General features: G+C 57.7%; 16 protein-coding genes. 12 read left to right on the forward strand and 4 right to left on the reverse strand.

Translation table 11 applies throughout. From position 1 onward, the window contains the following. The first annotated feature begins 73 nt into the window (after positions 1 to 73). Together rapA and rluA are read left to right on the forward strand one after the other, a co-directional pair. Entirely contained in the window at positions 74 to 2,980 is a 2,907-nt protein-coding gene (gene rapA, locus ACL2XN_RS13085; protein ID WP_410016440.1) for an RNA polymerase-associated protein RapA, read from the forward strand. A 43-nt stretch (positions 2,981 to 3,023) separates the two neighbouring features. Beyond that, positions 3,024 to 3,677, forward strand: coding sequence for a bifunctional tRNA pseudouridine(32) synthase/23S rRNA pseudouridine(746) synthase RluA (gene rluA, locus ACL2XN_RS13090; protein ID WP_410016441.1), 654 nt, complete (start codon positions 3,024 to 3,026; stop codon positions 3,675 to 3,677). A 30-nt stretch (positions 3,678 to 3,707) separates the two neighbouring features. On the opposite strand, the gene djlA is transcribed toward rluA, so the two are convergent. Continuing rightward, positions 3,708 to 4,526, reverse strand: coding sequence for a co-chaperone DjlA (djlA, locus tag ACL2XN_RS13095; protein WP_413722127.1), 819 nt, complete (start codon positions 4,524 to 4,526; stop codon positions 3,708 to 3,710). Between the two features lie 182 nt (positions 4,527 to 4,708). On the opposite strand from djlA, the gene lptD reads away from it, so the two are divergent. The 6 genes from lptD (at position 4,709) to apaH (ending at position 11,449) form a co-directional block, all read left to right on the forward strand. Then, a complete protein-coding gene (gene lptD / locus ACL2XN_RS13100; RefSeq protein ID WP_413730938.1) occupies positions 4,709 to 7,051 on the forward strand; it encodes an LPS assembly protein LptD in 2,343 nt (780 codons plus the stop codon). Between the two features lie 66 nt (positions 7,052 to 7,117). After that, positions 7,118 to 8,413 (forward strand): peptidylprolyl isomerase SurA, encoded by a 1,296-nt coding sequence (surA, locus tag ACL2XN_RS13105; RefSeq protein WP_413722125.1) that lies wholly within the window; start codon positions 7,118 to 7,120, stop codon positions 8,411 to 8,413. Further along, positions 8,403 to 9,395 (forward strand): 4-hydroxythreonine-4-phosphate dehydrogenase PdxA, encoded by a 993-nt coding sequence (gene pdxA, locus ACL2XN_RS13110; RefSeq protein ID WP_410016445.1) that lies wholly within the window; start codon positions 8,403 to 8,405, stop codon positions 9,393 to 9,395. Before surA ends, pdxA begins: the two co-directional genes overlap by 11 nt. After that, on the forward strand, positions 9,388 to 10,206 hold the full coding sequence (gene rsmA, locus ACL2XN_RS13115) for a 16S rRNA (adenine(1518)-N(6)/adenine(1519)-N(6))-dimethyltransferase RsmA (protein WP_410016446.1): 819 nt from the start codon (positions 9,388 to 9,390) through the stop codon (positions 10,204 to 10,206). Before pdxA ends, rsmA begins: the two co-directional genes overlap by 8 nt. Before the next feature lie 14 nt (positions 10,207 to 10,220). Continuing rightward, positions 10,221 to 10,598: a Co2+/Mg2+ efflux protein ApaG gene (gene apaG, locus ACL2XN_RS13120; protein WP_410016447.1), complete on the forward strand. Its 378-nt coding sequence runs from the start codon at positions 10,221 to 10,223 to the stop codon at positions 10,596 to 10,598. Positions 10,599 to 10,600: 2 nt separating this feature from the next. Continuing rightward, positions 10,601 to 11,449, forward strand: coding sequence for a bis(5'-nucleosyl)-tetraphosphatase (symmetrical) ApaH (gene apaH / locus ACL2XN_RS13125; protein ID WP_413722123.1), 849 nt, complete (start codon positions 10,601 to 10,603; stop codon positions 11,447 to 11,449). A 58-nt stretch (positions 11,450 to 11,507) separates the two neighbouring features. Here apaH and folA read toward each other — a convergent pair whose 3' ends face one another. The 3 genes from folA to ACL2XN_RS13140 all read right to left on the reverse strand — a co-directional run bounded on the left by folA (position 11,508) and on the right by ACL2XN_RS13140 (position 13,346). Further along, complete coding sequence (gene folA / locus ACL2XN_RS13130; RefSeq protein ID WP_413722122.1) at positions 11,508 to 11,990, reverse strand: type 3 dihydrofolate reductase; 483 nt, start codon at positions 11,988 to 11,990, stop codon at positions 11,508 to 11,510. Positions 11,991 to 12,096: 106 nt separating this feature from the next. Next, the gene (locus ACL2XN_RS13135) at positions 12,097 to 12,561 is read right to left on the reverse strand and encodes a threonine/serine exporter (RefSeq protein WP_410016450.1); all 465 of its coding nucleotides are present in this window, start codon (positions 12,559 to 12,561) and stop codon (positions 12,097 to 12,099) included. Continuing rightward, positions 12,558 to 13,346, reverse strand: a complete 789-nt coding sequence (locus ACL2XN_RS13140) for a threonine/serine exporter ThrE family protein (RefSeq protein ID WP_410016451.1) — start codon at positions 13,344 to 13,346, stop codon at positions 12,558 to 12,560. Before ACL2XN_RS13140 ends, ACL2XN_RS13135 begins: the two co-directional genes overlap by 4 nt. 835 nt (positions 13,347 to 14,181) lie before the next feature. On the opposite strand from ACL2XN_RS13140, the gene ACL2XN_RS13145 reads away from it, so the two are divergent. The 4 genes from ACL2XN_RS13145 (at position 14,182) to ACL2XN_RS13160 (ending at position 18,301) form a co-directional block, all read left to right on the forward strand. Next, positions 14,182 to 14,232 carry a hypothetical protein gene (locus ACL2XN_RS13145; RefSeq protein WP_413730973.1) on the forward strand — a complete coding sequence of 17 codons (51 nt, stop codon included), beginning with the start codon at positions 14,182 to 14,184 and terminating at the stop codon, positions 14,230 to 14,232. 313 nt (positions 14,233 to 14,545) lie between these two features. Then, positions 14,546 to 16,708, forward strand: coding sequence for an ornithine decarboxylase SpeF (speF, locus tag ACL2XN_RS13150; RefSeq protein ID WP_413730939.1), 2,163 nt, complete (start codon positions 14,546 to 14,548; stop codon positions 16,706 to 16,708). 18 nt (positions 16,709 to 16,726) lie between these two features. Continuing rightward, the gene (gene potE, locus ACL2XN_RS13155) at positions 16,727 to 18,046 is read left to right on the forward strand and encodes a putrescine-ornithine antiporter (RefSeq protein ID WP_410016453.1); all 1,320 of its coding nucleotides are present in this window, start codon (positions 16,727 to 16,729) and stop codon (positions 18,044 to 18,046) included. Positions 18,047 to 18,097: 51 nt separating this feature from the next. Beyond that, positions 18,098 to 18,301, forward strand: a complete 204-nt coding sequence (locus ACL2XN_RS13160; protein ID WP_410016454.1) for a type II toxin-antitoxin system Phd/YefM family antitoxin — start codon at positions 18,098 to 18,100, stop codon at positions 18,299 to 18,301. The last annotated feature ends 150 nt before the right edge of the window (positions 18,302 to 18,451 follow it).

Below are 18,451 nucleotides of genomic sequence, written 5' to 3' on the forward strand. Positions count from 1 at the left end.
CCGTGGCACCAGGCCGCGGTAAGCCGCGCTATTGCCGGTATTTTTGCCTAACATAACACCGAGCCGAGAATTTATGCCTTTTACCTTAGGTCAACGCTGGATCAGCGATACGGAAAGTGAATTAGGACTGGGAACCGTGGTGGCACAGGATGCCCGCATGGTCACCCTGCTGTTTTCCGCTATCGGTGAAAACCGTCTTTATGCCCGCGCGGATGCGCCTATCACCCGCGTGATATTTAATCCCGGCGATACCATCACCAGCCACGAGGGCTGGCAGCTCAGCGTGGAATCCGTGCGTGAAGAAGACGGCCTGCTGACCTACATCGGCACCCGATTGGATAACGGCCAGGCCGATACGGCCCTGCGGGAAGTCCTGCTCGACAGCAAGCTGACCTTCAGCAAACCCCAGGACCGACTGTTCGCCGGCCAGATCGATCGCATGGACCGTTTTGCCCTGCGTTATCGGGCGCGCAAGTTTCACAGTGAGCAGTTCCGCCAGGCCTGGAACGGACTGCGCGGCATCCGCGCCAACCTGATTCCCCACCAGTTGCATATCGCCTCCGAAGTGGGACAGCGCTACGCTCCCCGGGTTTTGCTGGCGGACGAAGTGGGCCTGGGCAAGACCATCGAGGCCGGCATGATTATCCATCAGCAGTTGCTCACCGGCCGCGCCGAGCGGGTGCTGATCATCGTTCCCGAGTCGTTGATGCATCAATGGCTGGTGGAAATGCTGCGCCGTTTCAACCTGCTGTTCTCGCTGTTCGATGACGAGCGCTACTCCGAAGCGATGCAGGACAGCGATAATCCGTTTGAAACCGAACAACTGGTGCTGTGCTCGCTGGATTTTGTCCGCCGTAACCACGAGCGGCTGGAAAAGCTGGCCGACGCCGATTTTGACCTGATGGTGGTGGATGAAGCCCATCATCTTTCCTGGAGCGAGGAGGCCCCCAGCCGCGAATATCAGGTCATCGAACAGCTGGCGCGCAGTATTCCCGGGATCTTATTGCTGACCGCCACCCCGGAGCAGTTGGGGCTGCAAAGCCATTTCGCCCGGCTGCGGCTGCTGGATCCCGATCGGTTCCATGACTACCAGGAGTTCGTGGCGGAGCAACAGCGTTACCGCCCGGTAGCCGACGCGGTGACCCTGCTGCTGAACGGCAAGGCGCTGGACAAGGACGCCAAGAACCTGCTGGCCGATATGATAGGCGAGCAAAGCATCGAACCCCTGCTTTCCGTCGCCAATGGCGAGGATGAGCGCGCCCAGGCGGCGCGTCATGAACTGATCGCCATGTTGATGGATCGCCACGGCACCAGCCGGGTGCTGTTTCGCAATACCCGCCAGGGGGTGAAAGGCTTCCCGCGCCGGCTGCTGCATCAAATCAGGCTGCCGCTGCCCGCGCAATACCAGACCGCCATTAAAGTGGCCGGCATCATGGGCGGTAAACTGACGCTGGACGATCGGGCGCGCAACATGCTGTATCCCGAACAGATTTATCAGCAGTTCGAGGGCCAGAACGCCACCTGGTGGAACTTCGATCCCCGCGTCGAATGGCTGATGGATTTCCTGCTGCAAAACCGGCAGGAGAAAGTGCTGGTGATCTGCGCCCATGCCGCCACCGCGCTGCAGCTTGAACAGGTATTGCGCGAGCGCGAAGGGATCCGCGCCGCGGTGTTCCACGAAGGTCTGTCGCTGCTCGACCGCGACCGCGCCGCCGCCTATTTCGCCGCGCAAGACGACGGCGCCCAGGTGCTGCTCTGTTCGGAAATCGGCTCCGAGGGCCGTAACTTCCAGTTCGCCAGCCGGATGGTGATGTTCGATCTGCCATTCAATCCGGATCTGCTGGAGCAGCGCATCGGCCGCCTGGATCGCATCGGCCAGAACCACGATATCCTGATCTTCGTGCCTTATCTGGAGCAAACGGCCCAAGCGGTGCTGATCCGCTGGTATCATGAAGGCCTGGACGCGTTTGAACATACCTGTCCCACCGGCCGGACGTTGTACGATCAATACTACCAGCAGTTGATCGGCTACCTGGGCGAACCCGCCAAACTCGACGGCCTGGATGACTTTATCCACGCCTGCCGCCGCCAGCACGACCTGTTGAAGCTGCAACTGGAACAGGGACGCGACCGTCTGCTGGAGCAGCATTCCAACGGCGGTGAACAGGCGCAGGCGCTGGCCGATGCCATCGCCGGCCAGGACAGCGACGCCCAGTTGGTGAATTTCGCGCTTAACTTATTTGATATCGTGGGTATCAACCAGGAAGATCGCAGCGACAGCCTGATCGTGCTGACACCCTCGGAGCATATGCTGGTGCCTGATTTCCCGGGCCTGCCCGAGGAAGGATGCACCATTACCTTTAACCGCGAGCAGGCGCTGTCCCGGGAAGATACCCAGTTTATCAGTTGGGAGCATCCGATCATCCGCAACGGTTTGGATCTGGTATTATCGGGTGACAGCGGCACCAGCGCGGTATCGTTGCTGCGCAATAAAGCGCTGCCGGCGGGCACCCTGCTGGTGGAACTGGTGTATGTGGTGGAGGCGCCCGCGCCGAAAAAACTGCAGTTGAGCCGCTTCCTGCCCGCCACGCCGGTCCGGTTGCTGCTTGATCAGAACGGCAATGATTTGGCCGGCCAGGTTGAATTCGAGCAGTTTAATCGCCAGCTCAACGCGGTGAAGCGTCATACCGCCGGTAAACTGGTCAGCGCGGTACAGCCGGAGGTGCATAAGCTGTTGCAAAGCAGCGAAGCGCTGGTGGCGAAACAGGCCCAGGTATTGATAGACAACGCCCGGCGGCAGGCGGACGAAAGCCTGAGCGCCGAACTGCATCGCCTGGAGGCGTTAAAGGCCGTCAATCCGGCGATTCGCGAGGACGAGCTGGAGACGCTGGCGTCCAACCGCCAGCAGGTGCTCGAGCAGTTGGACCAGGCAAACTGGCGGCTGGATGCCATTCGCCTGATCGTGGTGACCCATCAGTAAGCATGACCTACCCGGGGCGACGCCCCGGGCAAACCGGAGCAGCATGGAACCCTATAATCCGCCCACCGAACCCTGGCTGCATATCCTGTACCAGGACGCGCATATTATGGCGGTCAACAAACCCAGCGGCCTGCTATCGGTTCCCGGCCGCTTGCCTGAGCATAACGATAGCGTGATGACCCGGGTCCTGGCGCAATTCCCGCTGGCGCAGTCCGTGCACCGGCTGGACATGGCCACCAGCGGCGTAATGGTCGTGGCCTTGTCCAAGGCGGCGGAGCGGGAGTTGAAACGCCAGTTCCGCGAACGCGAGCCGCGCAAGTCCTATATTGCCAGGGTATGGGGACACCCCGCCCAGGAAGAGGGATTGATTGATTTACCGTTGATATGCGACTGGCCCAACCGGCCGCTGCAAAAGGTGTGCTTTGCCACCGGCAAGGCGGCGCAAACGCAATACCGGGTATTGTCTTATGACGCCGATCTCACCGCGCGGGTACTGCTGATGCCGGTCACCGGGCGCTCGCACCAGCTGCGGGTGCATATGCAGGCTATCGGTCATCCGATCCTGGGCGATGGTTTTTACGCCACGCCGCAGGCCAAGGCCATGGCCGGCCGGCTGCTGTTGCATGCCCAGGAGCTGGCCATTACCCACCCGGCCTTCCACTCGCCCATTCATTTCCGCTGCGAAGCGGATTTCTGAGCGGCCCGCCGTAATGCATGCGGCGGACGATCAGTGAAACCCTTTCTCGCGCTTAATCAGATCGTAGGCCGCCTGAATGGCCTGCGTTTTCTGCTTGGCCATTTCCATCATTTCCGGCGGCAGCCCTTTCGCCACCAGCTTATCCGGATGATGTTCGCTCATCAGCTTGCGATAGGCGCGCTTGATAACGATGGCGTCGTCGGTACTGTTGACGCCGAGCACCTTGCAGGCGTCCTCAAGCGTGGGACCGCGCTCGCCGCCGGGCCGGTAGCCGCCCTGCGCGTAATCGCCGCCGCCAAACTGCTGGCCGCCCTCCATCATGCTGAGGAACTGATCGAATTGCACCCGCGAGATGCCCAGTTCCTCGGCAATCACATACAGCACCTGCCGCTCGTTGGGATGTAACGATCCATCGGCGAACGCGGCCTGGATTTGGATTTCCAGGAACATCCTGACGAGATCAAAACGCCCGAAGCAGACCTGGCGAAACTCGCGCAGCGACGCGCGCAGCGGAAACTGGCTTTCCTTGCCTTCACGGAAGGCCTGCTGCGCCGCGGTGCGCGCGGCGCCGTCAAGCCGCAGGCGATCCATCATCAGGCTGGCGTTTTGGATATCCGCCTCGGTAACGCGCCCCTTTGATTTGGTAAGATGCCCCATGACCTGAAAGGTGGTGCGGAAAAAGACATTCTGCCGGGTCTGCTGATCGGCGAAAAAACCGCCGCCGCCCCCCCGTGCACCGCGCGCCTTATCAATCATATGGCCAATCAGGAAGCCTAACACCACGCCCCAAAACCCTGCTCCGGATAGAAAACCCAGAATAACGCCCAACACCTTACCCCAATACCGCATATACTCCTCAATTCATCATGCCGTCACTGCAAATTTGCTTTATCATACCTGTCATTTATCGCTGTGCCTAACGGTGCGCGGATAAACGGCAGGATTTAACACTGGCGCAACTCCGGTGAGTGAGATAGTCTCTGACCGTTTGACGGCATGAAGCCCAAGATGACGGAACACCCGAAAAGCATATGAAGAAACGTTTCCCTACATTGCTGGCCAGCCTGATCTGGTCGGCGCTTTATAGCCATCATGCGTTGGCGGATTTTGCCGATCAATGCATGCTGGGCGTGCCTGCCTATACCAAGCCGCTGGTCACGGGCGACCCGAATCAACTGCCGGTGCATATCCAGGCGGACCATACGACGGCCAATTACCCGGATAACGCGCTGTTTACCGGCAACGTGGACGTGGAACAGGGCAACAGCACGCTCAATGCCAAACAGGTGGAGCTACAGCAGACACAGTCCGGCCAGCAAGACCCGGTGCGTACCGCCACGGCCACCGGCGACGTCCATTACAGCGATAACCAGATCAAACTCAATGGACCTAAGGCCTGGTCAAACCTGAATACCAAGGACACCGACGTTTACCAGGGCGACTACCAGATGGTGGGACGCCAGGGACGCGGCGATGCCGATACCATGAAAATGCGCGGCCAAAACCGCTACACGGTCTTGGAAAACGGCACCTTTACCTCATGCCTGCCCGGGGACGACAGCTGGAGCGTACAAGGCTCGGAAGTCATCCACGACCGTGAAGAACAGGTGGCGGAAATCTATAACGCCCGCTTCAGGATCGGCAAGGTGCCGGTGTTCTACAGCCCTTACCTTCAGCTGCCGGTGGGCGATAAGCGCCGTTCCGGCTTCCTGATCCCCAATGCCAAATACGGCACCAAGAGCGGTTTTGAATTTTCCGCCCCCTATTACCTGAACCTGGCGCCAAACTACGACGCCACCATTACGCCGCATTATATGAGTAAACGCGGCACCCAGTTGCAAAACGAATTCCGCTACCTGACCAAGCCTGGGATGGGCCTGGTGCAGTTCGACTGGTTGCCCAGCGATTCGGAATACGCCACCGATCATCCCTCCGACAGCAATACCGACCGCTGGATGCTGTACTGGCGGCACAACGGCGTGATGGATGACGTCTGGCGTTTCAACGTCGATTATACCCGGGTCAGCGATCCCTATTATTTTACCGATCTGACCTCGCAGTACGGTTCCACTACCGACGGCTACGCCACGCAGAAATTCAGCGTCGGTTATTCCGACGAGAACTGGGACGTCACCCTGGCCAGCAAGCAGTTCCAGATATTCTCTAATTTCGGCGACAGCAGCGCCTACCGCGCGGCGCCGCAGCTTGACGTCACCTATTACAAGAACGATGTCGGCCCGTTTGATACCCGCATCGTCAGCCAGGCCGCCAAGTTTACCAGCGTCAGCAGCAATAACCCCGAGGCCACGCGGCTGCATGTCGAACCGACCATCAGCCTGCCGCTGGCCAACCGCTGGGGCAGCCTGAACACCGAAACCAAGCTGATGGCCACCCATTATCAGCAGGACAATCTCGATACTTACAATACCAATAATCCCAACAGCCGGCTGGATGGCACGGTCAACCGGGTGATGCCGCAGTTCAAGACCGACGGCAAAATGATTTTTGAACGGAATATGGACTGGGCGCAGGATTATACCCAGACCCTGGAACCGCGGGTGCAATACCTGTATGTGCCCTACCGCGACCAGAGCAATATCAACGTGTACGATTCCACGCTGCTGCAGACCGACTATACGGGCCTGTTCCGCGACCGCAGCTACAGCGGCCTCGATCGCATCGCCTCCGCCAACCAGGTATCGGGCGGCGTAACCACCCGGCTTTATGATGACGCCCTGGTTGAACGTTTTAACGCTTCGCTGGGTCAAATCTATTACTTTACCCGTCCGCGCACCGGTTCGACCAACAGCAGCCTGGATCAGGATGCCGAAACGGGCAGCGTCGTCTGGGCCGGCGACACCTTCTGGCAGATCAATAACCAGTGGGCCGCGCGCGGCGGCGTACAGTATGATACCCGGCTGAACAGCGTGGCGCTGGGCGACGCGGTCCTGGAATACCGTCGCGACGATAACCGGATGGTTCAATTGAACTACCGTTATGCCAGTCCCGAATATATCCAAGCCATGTTGCCCAACATTTCGCATCCGGGCTATCAGCAGGGGATCGCGCAGATTGGCACCATCGCCAGCTGGCCAATCCGCGACCGGTGGTCGCTTGTCGGCGCGTATTATTATGATACCAAGGCAAGCCAGCCCGCCGAACAGCTGATTGGCGTGCAGTACAACACCTGTTGCTGGGCGGCGACGGTGGGCTACGATCGCAAGATCACCAGTTGGAACTACAACAGTAACACCAGTAATTACGACAATGCCGTGACGTTTAATATACAACTGCGCGGTCTGAGCAGCGATTACGGTCTCGGTACCGACAAGTTGCTGGGTTCCGGCATACTGCCGTACCAACGGGCGTTTTAAGGCCGTTTCAGACCAGCGAACGTTAATCTAGAATCCGCGAATGCGGCTGATATAAATGGAAAAGTTATGAAAAACTGGAGAACGCTTATTCTCTGCATGGCGATGTGCGCCGGAACCGCGTTCGCAGCGCCCCAAGTGGTGGACAAAGTTGCTGCCGTGGTCGATAACAGTGTCGTTCTCGAAAGTGATGTGGACGGACTGCTGCAATCGGTGAAACGCAATGCCCAGGATGCAAAACAGCAGTTGCCCGATGACGCGACGCTGCGTCGTCAGATTATCGAACGTTTGATCATGGACAATATCATCCTGTCCATCGCCCAGCGCAATAACGTTACCGTCACGGACGAACAGCTGACCCAATCCATTACCAACATTGCCGCGCAAAATAAAATGACGCTGGATCAGTTGCGCAGCCGCCTGGCCTATGACGGCATCAGCTACGACACCTATCGTAAGCAAATCCGCAAGGAGATGCTGATTGCCGAAGTGCGCAACGGCGAAGTACGCCGCCGCGTGACCATCCTGCCGCAGGAAGTGGATTCCCTGGCCCAGCAGATTGCGGCGCAAACCGGCAACGGCGCGCAATACAATTTAAGCCATATCCTGATCCCGCTGCCGGAAAATCCGACGCAGGAGCAGGTGGATAAAGCGGAAGCCATGGCCGGCTCGCTGGTGCAGCAAATCAAGGGCGGCGCCGATTTCGGCAAGCTGGCCATCAGCTACTCAGCGGATCCGCAGGCTTTGAAAGGCGGCCAAATGGGCTGGGGCAAGCTGGAAGAATTGCCGAGCCTGTTCGCTGAACGCCTGCAGGGGGCGCCCAAAGGGGCGGTTGTCGGTCCGATCCGCTCCGGCGTCGGCTTCCACATCCTGAAGGTCAACGATATCCGCGGCGGCGATGAAAAGGTCTCGGTCACGGAAGTCCATGCCCGGCATATCCTGCTGCGCCCGTCGGTGGTCTTGACCGACCAGCAGGCCGAAGCCAAGCTTAACGAGGTGCTGGCGCTGATTAAAAGCGGCAAGACCGATTTTGCCGCCCAGGCCAAACTGCTGTCACAAGACCCCGGCTCCGCCAACCAGGGCGGCGATCTGGGCTGGGCCGCTCCGCAGGCTTACGATCCCGCGTTCCAGGACGCGCTTATGCGCCTGAAGAAAGGCGAAATCAGCCAGCCGGTGCATTCTTCTTTCGGCTGGCATCTGATCCAGTTGCTCGACACGCGCCAGGTTGACCGTACCGACGCCACCAAAAAAGATCAGGCCTATCGCCTGCTGTTCAACCGCAAATTCGCCGAAGAATCGCAGACCTGGATGCAGGAACAGCGTGCCGGCGCCTACGTCAAAATCATGGATGGCGATGCGCAATAAAGCGCGGCTGGCGATCACTCCCGGCGAACCCGCCGGGATTGGTCCCGATCTGGTCGCCATGCTGGCGCAGCAGGCCTGGCCGGTGGAACTGGTGGTCTGCGCCGATCCGGATGTCCTGCTCGCCCGCGCGCGCCGCCTCGGGCTGCCGCTGCGGCTTTACCCTTATCAGCCGCAGCAGCCGGCGGCGCCGAGGCCTGCCGGCAGCGTCAGCGTACTGGCCATTACCGCCCCCGCCCCGGTTACGCCCGGCGCGCTGGATGTCGCCAACAGCGGCTATGTTGTGGACACCCTGGCGCGCGCCTGCGACGGATGCCTGGACGGCGAGTTCGCCGCCCTGCTTACCGGCCCGGTGCACAAGGGCATTATTAACGACGGCGGTCTGGCCTTTACCGGCCATACCGAATTTTTCGCCGGGCGCAGCCGGCGCGAACGGGTGGTCATGATGTTGGCCACCGAATCGCTGCGCGTGGCGCTGGCGACCACCCACCTGCCATTATCGGCGGTGCCGGCGGCCATCACGGCGCAAACCCTGCGGGAAGTGATCGCCATTCTCGATCATGATTTACGCGCGCAGTTCGGCATTCCCCGTCCACGTATCTACGTCTGCGGCCTGAACCCCCATGCGGGCGAAGGCGGGCATATGGGCCGGGAAGAGATCGATATCATTATCCCCACGCTGGACGCCCTGCGCGGGGAAGGCTATGACCTGGTCGGGCCGTTGCCGGCCGACACGCTGTTTCAGCCCAAATACCTGCAGCATGCCGACGCGGTGCTGGCGATGTACCACGACCAGGGCCTGCCGGTACTGAAATACCAGGGTTTTGGCCGCGCGGTCAATATTACCCTCGGTTTACCTTTTATACGTACCTCCGTCGATCACGGCACCGCGCTGGAACTGGCCGGCACTGGTCTGGCGGAGGCCGGCAGCATCAAAACGGCGTTAAATCTCGCCATTAAAATGATAAATAACCGTAATGAGTAAACTTGTTCACCAGGGCCATCTGGCCCGCAAACGTTTTGGTCAGAATTTTCTTCATGACGGCAATATTATCGATTCCATCGTCTCCGCCATCCATCCCCTGCCCGATCAGGCCATGGTGGAAATCGGCCCCGGCCTCGGCGCGCTGACCGAACCGGTGGCGGAACGCATCGATCATATGACGGTCATCGAGCTTGATCGCGATCTGGCCGCCCGCCTGGCGACGCATCCGTTCCTGAACAGCAAGCTGACCATTGTGCAGCAGGATGCCATGACGGTGGATTTTGCCGAACTGTCGCGACAGCTTGGGCAGCCGTTGCGGGTATTCGGCAATCTCCCGTACAATATTTCCACGCCGTTGATGTTTCACCTTTTCGGCTATACTCAGGCAATCCGCGACATGCATTTTATGTTGCAAAAAGAAGTGGTCAACCGGCTGGTCGCCGGCCCGGACAGCAAAGCCTATGGCCGCCTGAGCGTGATGGCGCAGTATTATTGCCAGATCATTCCCGTGCTGGAAGTGCCGCCGACCTCATTCCGGCCGGCGCCAAAAGTGGACTCCGCGGTGGTACGGCTGGTGCCTTACGCCGAGCTGCCCTACCCGGTCAGCGACCTGCAGGTGCTGGCGCGCATTACCAGCCAGGCGTTTAACCAGCGCCGCAAAACCGTGCGTAACAGCCTGGGTAACCTTTTTACCGCGGAGCAATTAAAGGCATTGGGCATCGACCCGATCCTGCGCGCTGAAAATATTACCGTGGCGCAGTACTGCCAACTGGCGAACTGGCTGGCGGAGCACCCTTCGCAACAGGAATAACAGGAGCAGCTGTCATGATTAATTCGCCACGCGTTTGTGTACAGGTTCAAAGTATGTATGTCGAGACACAGTCTATGCCCGAACAGGAGCGTTATGTCTTTGCTTATACTATTACCGTACGTAATCTCGGGCGGCATAACGTACAGCTGGTCGGGCGTTATTGGCTGATAACCAACGCCAACGGCAAGGAAACACAGGTCCAGGGCGAGGGCGTGGTCGGCGAGCAGCCGATCATCCTGCCCGGCAGCGAGTTTCAATATACCAGCGGGGCCATTCTCGAAACGCCTTTGGGCACGATGGAAGGCCACTATGAAATGCTGGATCATGAGGGGCAGTCTTTTCGTATTGCCATTCCCGTCTTTCGCTTAGCAATCCCAACACTTATACACTAATTATGTCGACATACTTAATCGGGGATATTCATGGCTGCTACGACGAGCTGACGTCACTGTTGTCCCAAGTGACCTTCAATCCCGCGGCGGATACCCTCTGGCTCACCGGCGATCTGGTGGCGCGCGGGCCCGCTTCGCTGGAAGTGTTGCGTTTTGTGCGCGAACTCGGCGACTGCGTGCGGATGGTGCTGGGCAATCATGATCTGCACCTGCTGGCGGTCTACGCCGGCATCAGCCGTAATAAACCCCGTGATCGTATTACCCCGTTGCTGGAAGCCCCCGACGCCGATACGCTGATCAACTGGCTGCGCCGGCAACCGGTGCTGCAGGTGGACGAAGAAAAAAAACTGGTGATGGCCCATGCCGGCATTACCCCGCAGTGGGATCTGGACACCGCCAAGACCTGCGCCCGGGAAGTGGAAGCGATACTCAGCAGCGACAGCTACCCGCTGTTCCTGGACGCGATGTACGGGGATATGCCCAGCAATTGGTCGCCCGAGCTAAGCGGCCTGGCGCGGCTGCGATTTAGCACCAATGCCCTGACCCGGATGCGCTACTGTTTCCCCAACGGCCAGTTGGATATGATTGCCAAGGATGCGCCCGGCAGCGCCCCTGCCCCGCTGCGGCCCTGGTTTATGATCCCGGGACCGGTGGCGGAGAACTACAGCATTGCCTTCGGTCACTGGGCGTCGCTTGAGGGTAAAGGCACGCCGGCGAATGTGTATGCGCTGGACACCGGCTGCTGCTGGGGCGGCCACCTGACCATGCTGCGCTGGGAAGATAAACGCTACTTTATCCAGCCCTCCAATCGCCAGGATGAGAGCGGCGTCGAGGCCACGGCGCTTATGTAAGGGGAGGGAATCAACGACCGGATGGCCGTTGATTCGGCGTTAACGCCGACGTCTGCGCTTAGCGGCGATCGAGTATTTCCCAGCAGAAACTGTGGCTGTTCTTCTCATCGGCATCGTGGAATTCGCTGAAAGTGGACTGCCACTGATCCGGTTCGTACTCCGGGAAATAGGTATCGCCGTCAATCTCGGCATCAATATGCGTCAGGTAAAGACGCGCGGCCTGCGGCAGGAAATGCGCATAGATCTTGCCGCCGCCAATCACCATCACTTCCTCCGCCTCACCGGCGGCGGCCAGGGCCTGTTCCGGCGTGGTCACCCAGGTGACGCGGTCGTCCGCCGCCGGATGGCGGCTAAGGACGATATTCAACCGCCCCGGCAGGGGCTGGCCGATGGATTCATAGGTACGCCTGCCCATGATCACCGGTTTATGCAGGGTATTGCGCTTAAACCAGGCCATATCGGCAGGCAGATGCCAGGGCATGGCGTTCTCAAGGCCAATCACGCGATCGACGGCCAGCGCGGCAATCAGGCTAATTTTCATATAAACTCTTACAAGCTGTCAAATTGCTGCCACTATACGGAAACTGCCGCCGACCGTCGAGCGCCTCGGCAGACGTCCATCACAAAATTCAGAAAGCGCCTAACACCTATACTCCCGGGCGTTTTCGGTATAGCCATAATCCCGGCAGCGACAACCCGATCGACAGCGCGCCGACAATAAAACCCGCCTTGAGGAATTGCGTAACCAGGATCGACATCAGCGCGTCGCTATAGCCTAAATGGGAAATTTCCACCGCCGCCACCATCGCGCTGTAGGCGGAGATGCCGGGAAACATGGGGATCACGGCCGCCACGGTAAACACCTTCGGGTGCGCCAGCAGCCAGCGCGACCAATGAATGCCGATGATGCCTATCAGGATCGCGGCCAGCAGGGAAGCCCATTCAATATTCATGCCGAAATGGATAAGCAACATGCGCGTTCCGTGGCCGATGGCCCCGAGCAGCGCGCAATAGCGCAGCGCTTTTACCGGCACGTTGAACACCATGGCGAAACCCAGGGCCGGTACGGCCGCCAGCAGCATATCCTCCAGTAACGCCAGCAACAGATTCATGACCATCCCCGGAAATCCCACACCGCCATCGCCAGGACAATACCGATGCAAATCGATAACGTCAGCAGGCTGGCCATGGTCCAGCGCGCCAGGCCGGTATTGACATGGCCCTTGAACATATCCGCCACCGCATTAATCAGCGGGAAACCCGGCACCAGCAGCAGGACGCTGGCCGGCATCGCCACCAGCGACGTGCCCTGGAACACCGGCAGCCGCATCAGCAGCCCGGAGGCGGAGGTGGCGACAAACGCGGTAATACAAAAATTGATCAGCGGATTCATTTGCCGGGCGGTCAACAGCTGGCGCACGTACATGGCCAGTCCGCTGGCAAACAGCGTCACGGCAAAGGCATCCCATCCCCCGCCATTCAGGCGGCTGAAACACCCGCAGGAGAGACCGACGATGATGACCATCAGCCAGCGGGGGTAGCGCATCGCTTTAATATTGGCCAGGCGTTTGGTCACGTCGGCGACATCCAGCAAACGATGCTCGGTCATAATGACGATATGCTGCACCTGCGTGACCACATGCATATTAATGCCGCGATCGTTATTTTTGCGCGTCGATGTCAGGCAAAAATCATTGATAATGGTGGTCAATACTATGGCATTGGCTGAAATAGAGCTTTCCACCCGCTGGACACCCAAAGCCCGCCCAAGGCGTGTCGACAACTGCTCCACGATCATGCTTTCCGCGCCATGCTGCAGCAGCAGGAGCGCGCATTCAATACACAGCCGGGTGATAACCCGCTGCTGATCTTGCGTTATTTCACTACCCATCGACATGCACCATACCCAACCACACTCCGATAACCCTACGCTTAATGGACGCTCTTTTCTTAACATGTAACAAAAACGGCGGCAAGCCATAATTATGCCATGACGAAAGCCATAATGTTCTAAATACCGGCGGGTGATATTCGCCGCGGGGCTTTTAAAAAATTAACTTAATATCTACATAAAATTAACTACCCCGGCAAACAATACTCCTCCGGCTTTCTTCTCAACGCCGATGCTGTACATGACACTGATCTACCGGCGCGTTTTAGGGTTTAGCATTTCGTGCTATCGGGCGTGTGGCGTTATCCCCCCGGCGTGGGCCGATCCACGCCTGCGCAGCGCCAAAGCCTGGATATTCCTCTTTCCGATATATGCAATAATTACGTATTATCATGCAGATGATCTTCTATGGGCATCCCGCGTTAAACAGCATTGGCGACCGTCCAAGGGACGATAGCCTGGTCGATAATCCAATATCACGGGCGCTGAGGCGATTTAATCCTGTTTTGGTGCCTTACCTGTACATGTCTTTAATCATATTCAACTGCTTAAATTTACGCACTCGTTTTTCAGAAATTTCCCCCGCCAAAATGAAATGAATTATCATGCGGTCCATTTATTTTTTTTTAAAAAAGACAATCTTGCCGCCGCTGGATTTTTATTTATTAAGCCTAAATAGCGGCCATAAAGAACCGCCATAATCATGAGATTGATCACAGAAAACGGCTCCATGGCCGATAGTATAGCGCCTGTCAGTTCGTTGCTTACCCACTAACAGGTAACCATAATGGAAAACAATAACCGGAAAATGGCGCATATACGCAGAGTGAGGCATTTAATGATGCCCCGATGCCGTGACTATTTCTCTTTCTCTTTTTTCTCTTTCAGATAAATTTCCCTTGGACATGGCATCCTCTTCTGCGGGACTGTCATTGCCGTCTCTCCATAGATAATACCGCCAGCCAGATGTTTTAACGCATCCTGATGGGCTGCTATTGTCCATGAACCGTACTGAACAGCATCCGGAAGATCTTCAGCCCGCCACGGCTGTGAGATGATGATTCGCCATGATTCTGGCCATCATTTTATTAATAGTACGGCAGGTACTATTACGCATCATTATGCTTAAAAAATAACTATGGGACTGTCGATTCCTATTTAACCGAAGGCAATCCTTTGTCCCTGTTCCAGGAGAATATAATAGAATGAAACCCTTGAAAATTGTCGCCAATGCCGCGGTAAAATCATGTTTTAATAGCGAAAGGGAGACGGTTGATATACTTAATACAGATTTTTCAGATATTGCGGCGGTAGTATTATCCTTATCAGAAACCCATGGCGGCGCCATTGACGCCATCAAACTTACCGGTCTCGACATCCCTATTTTTGTCGCCATCGGCTGCCACGAAGAGCTGGCGAATCATGACCTGACAAGGGTTAACGGCGTATTTGAGCTGGGCGACGGCAATGCCGATTTTTACGGCAAACAGGTGGAGTCCGCGGCGACAAAATATGAAAAAGAATTATTGCCGCCTTTCTTTTCCACGTTAAAGAAATATGTGGAAATGGGTAATTCCTCCTTTGCCTGCCCGGGTCATCAGGGCGGGCAGTTTTTCCGTAAGCATCCGGTGGGACGCCAGTTTTTTGATTTTTTCGGCGAAACGCTGTTCCGTGCGGATATGTGTAATGCCGACGTTAAGCTGGGCGATTTGTTAATTCATGAAGGCGCGCCCTGCGCGGCGCAACAGCATGCGGCCAAAGTCTTTAACGCCGATAAAACGTATTTTGTCCTTAACGGCACCTCGGCATCGAATAAAGTGGTGACCAATGCCCTGCTGGCGCGGGGCGACCTGGTACTGTTCGATCGCAATAATCATAAATCCGTTCATCACGGCGCCTTGATCCAGGCGGGCGCGACGCCCGTTTACCTGGAGACCGCCCGTAATCCGTTCGGTTTTATCGGCGGCATCGATGCCCACTGTTTCGAGGAGGATTATCTGCGCGCGCAAATTCGCCGCGTGGCCCCCGCACGCGCAGGCGAAACCCGGCCGTTCCGTCTGGCGGTTATCCAACTGGGGACTTATGACGGCACGATATATAACGCGCGCCAGGTGGTGGATAAGATCGGCCATCTCTGCGATTACATCCTGTTTGATTCGGCCTGGGTCGGCTATGAACAGTTTATTCCCATGATGAAGGATTGTTCCCCGCTGCTGCTGGAGCTAAACGAAAACGATCCGGGCATTATCGTGACCCAGTCGGTGCATAAGCAGCAGGCCGGATTTTCCCAAACCTCGCAAATTCATAAAAAGGACCAGCATATCAAGGGGCAGGCGCGATATTGCAATCATAAGCGTTTTAACAATGCCTTTATGCTGCATGCCTCCACCAGCCCTTTTTATCCGTTGTTCGCGGCGCTGGATGTCAATGCCAGGATGCATGCCGGCGAAAGCGGCCGACGCTTGTGGGCGGATTGTGTCGCCCTGGGCATCGAGACCCGAAAGATCCTGCTGAATACCTGCTCGATGATCAGGCCCTTTGTACCGGTAAGCGTGGAAGGGCGTCCCTGGCAGGATTTTGACACCGCCGAAATGGCGCAGGACCTGCGTTTCTTTAATTTCGTGCCCGGTGAAAAATGGCATGGGTTCGACGGGTATGCGCCAAACCAGTATTTTGTCGATCCCTGCAAACTGCTGCTGACCACCCCCGGTATTGACACCGCCAGCGGCGAGTATGCCGATTTCGGCATCCCCGCGACCATCCTGGCCAACTTTCTGCGTGAAAACGGCATCGTGCCCGAGAAATGCGATCTGAACTCCATTCTGTTCCTGCTTACGCCGGCGGAAGATATGGCTAAAATGCAGCACCTGGTCGCCCAGATCGCCCGTTTTGAACGTTTTATACTGCAAGATGCGCCTTTATCCGACGTCCTGCCCGCCATTGTCGCCAGCCATGGACAACGCTACCAGGGTTATACCCTGCGACGCCTGTGCCAGGAAATGCATGACTTATATGTCAGTTACGACGTTAAACAACTGCAAAAGGACATGTTCCGCCAGGGGAACTTCCCGCGGGTGGCGATGAATCCGCAGGATGCCAACGGCGAGTTCGTGCGCGGTCATGTTGAACTGGTGCCGCTGAGCAAGGCGGAAGGCCGCATCGCCGCCGAGGGCGCGCTGCCCTACCCGCCGGGAGTGCTTTGCATGGTGCCCGGCGAAGTGTGGGGCGGCGCCGTGCAACGGTATTTCCTGGCGCTGGAGGAAGGCATCAATTTGCTGCCCGGCTTCTCGCCGGAGCTGCAGGGGGTTTATCTTGAGCGCGATCGGGATGGAATACAGCACGCCTATGGTTATGTCGTTAAACAATAAACAAAAAGGACCATGATCATGAATAAAACGAAAAATAAAATGGGCGTGGTGCAGCTCACCGTCCTGACCGCCGTGAATATGATGGGTTCCGGCATTATCATGCTGCCCACCAAACTGGCGGAGGTCGGGACCCTGTCCATTGTCTCCTGGCTGGTTACCGCCCTGGGGTCGATGGCGTTGGCCTACGCGTTCGCCAAATGCGGCATGTTCAGCCGCAAGCCCGGCGGGATGGGCGGCTATGCGGAATATGCCTTCGGCAAATCCGGTAACTTCATGGCCAATTACACCTATGGCGTTTCCCTGCTGATCGCCAATGTCGCCATTGCCATATCAGCCGTTGGCTACGGTACGGAACTGGTGGGACAAACCCTCACGCCGCTTGGCATCTGCCTGGCCACCATCGTGGTGCTGTGGCTGGCCACCATGGCCAATTTTGGCGGCGCGCGCATTACCGGGAACATCAGCAGTATCACTATATGGGGCGTCATTATTCCAGTTGTTGGCATTTCCCTGATCGGGTGGTTTTGGTTTAGCGGCGCCGCCTACATGGCCGCCTGGAATCCCCATGCCATCCCCACCTTCGAGGCCATAGGCTCCTCCATCGCCATGACGCTTTGGGCGTTCCTGGGGCTGGAATCCGCCTGCGCCAATATGGACGTGGTGGAAAACCCGGAACGCAACGTGCCGATCGCCGTATTGGGCGGCACGCTCGGGGCAGCGGTTATCTATGTGGTCTCCACCAATGTTATCGCCGGCATCGTGCCCAACCTGGCGCTGGCGAATTCCACCGCGCCGTTCGGGCTGGCGTTTTCCTATATGTTTACGCCTTTCGTCGGCAAAATCATCATGGCGCTGATGATCATGTCATGCGTCGGTTCCCTGCTGGGCTGGCAGTTTACCATCGCCCAGGTCTTCAAATCCTCCGCCGACGCCGGCTATTTTCCCAAGGTGTTTTCCCACACGAATAAGGCGGACGCGCCGGTGAAAGGCATGCTTATCATCGTCGCCATCCAGACCGGTCTGTCGCTGATGACCATCAGCCCGTCGCTGAACAAACAGTTCAACGTGCTGGTGAACCTGGCGGTGGTCACCAACATTATTCCTTATATCCTGTCGATGGCGGCCACCGTGGTGATCCAGAAATCCGCGGGCCTGCCGCCGGCCAGGGCGCGAGTCACCAACGGCATCGCCTTTCTCGGCGCGCTATACAGCTTTTATGCGCTCTACAGCTCCGGGCAAGAGGCGATGATGTGGGGTGCGATCGTCACGTTCCTCGGCTGGACATTATACGGCATCATTTCGCCGCGCTTTGAAATGCCCGATGTTAAGCTTAACTGAACAAAGCAAGGCCAACCTAAGGGATAATTCATCATTATATTGGATGCTGATATGCAAACCATCAGTTACACCGCGCTGCGCAACAACCTGGCGCAAGCGCTTGAGTCCCTGGAACAAGGGCAAGTCCTGTGCGTTACCCGGCGCGGCCGGGCGGATGTGATCCTTAAAGGCGAAAATGGGGCAACACGCGGGCAAACGACGGAACCACCGTCCCGGACGGGAGGTTTTAGCTTCAGGATGGAGGATCTGCTGTAAACGCCGGCGGCGGCGCGGCGTTCTCCCGGCAACGGGATCGCGCCCGTCCCGCCGCGTTCCTGCGCTGCCGCGATACGGTACATAAGTGCTGAACCAAATCGAGGGTGCGCTTCCCCTGCGCCGGCGTTATCCTGTAGCGCTTACTGGTTG

Origin of the sequence: Sodalis sp. RH22, from assembly GCF_047324165.1 — a bacterium.
Classification (GTDB): Bacteria; Pseudomonadota; Gammaproteobacteria; order Enterobacterales; family Enterobacteriaceae; genus Acerihabitans.

Coding starts and splice junctions, on each gene's coding strand:
- rapA (WP_410016440.1), top strand. CDS start 74: ATGCCTTTTACCTTAGGTCAACGCTGGATCAGCGATACGGAAAGTGAA.
- rluA (WP_410016441.1), top strand. CDS start 3,024: ATGGAACCCTATAATCCGCCCACCGAACCCTGGCTGCATATCCTGTAC.
- djlA (WP_413722127.1), bottom strand. CDS start 4,526: ATGCGGTATTGGGGTAAGGTGTTGGGCGTTATTCTGGGTTTTCTATCC.
- lptD (WP_413730938.1), top strand. CDS start 4,709: ATGAAGAAACGTTTCCCTACATTGCTGGCCAGCCTGATCTGGTCGGCG.
- surA (WP_413722125.1), top strand. CDS start 7,118: ATGAAAAACTGGAGAACGCTTATTCTCTGCATGGCGATGTGCGCCGGA.
- pdxA (WP_410016445.1), top strand. CDS start 8,403: ATGCGCAATAAAGCGCGGCTGGCGATCACTCCCGGCGAACCCGCCGGG.
- rsmA (WP_410016446.1), top strand. CDS start 9,388: ATGAGTAAACTTGTTCACCAGGGCCATCTGGCCCGCAAACGTTTTGGT.
- apaG (WP_410016447.1), top strand. CDS start 10,221: ATGATTAATTCGCCACGCGTTTGTGTACAGGTTCAAAGTATGTATGTC.
- apaH (WP_413722123.1), top strand. CDS start 10,601: ATGTCGACATACTTAATCGGGGATATTCATGGCTGCTACGACGAGCTG.
- folA (WP_413722122.1), bottom strand. CDS start 11,990: ATGAAAATTAGCCTGATTGCCGCGCTGGCCGTCGATCGCGTGATTGGC.
- ACL2XN_RS13135 (WP_410016450.1), bottom strand. CDS start 12,561: ATGAATCTGTTGCTGGCGTTACTGGAGGATATGCTGCTGGCGGCCGTA.
- ACL2XN_RS13140 (WP_410016451.1), bottom strand. CDS start 13,346: ATGTCGATGGGTAGTGAAATAACGCAAGATCAGCAGCGGGTTATCACC.
- speF (WP_413730939.1), top strand. CDS start 14,546: ATGAAACCCTTGAAAATTGTCGCCAATGCCGCGGTAAAATCATGTTTT.
- potE (WP_410016453.1), top strand. CDS start 16,727: ATGAATAAAACGAAAAATAAAATGGGCGTGGTGCAGCTCACCGTCCTG.
- ACL2XN_RS13160 (WP_410016454.1), top strand. CDS start 18,098: ATGCAAACCATCAGTTACACCGCGCTGCGCAACAACCTGGCGCAAGCG.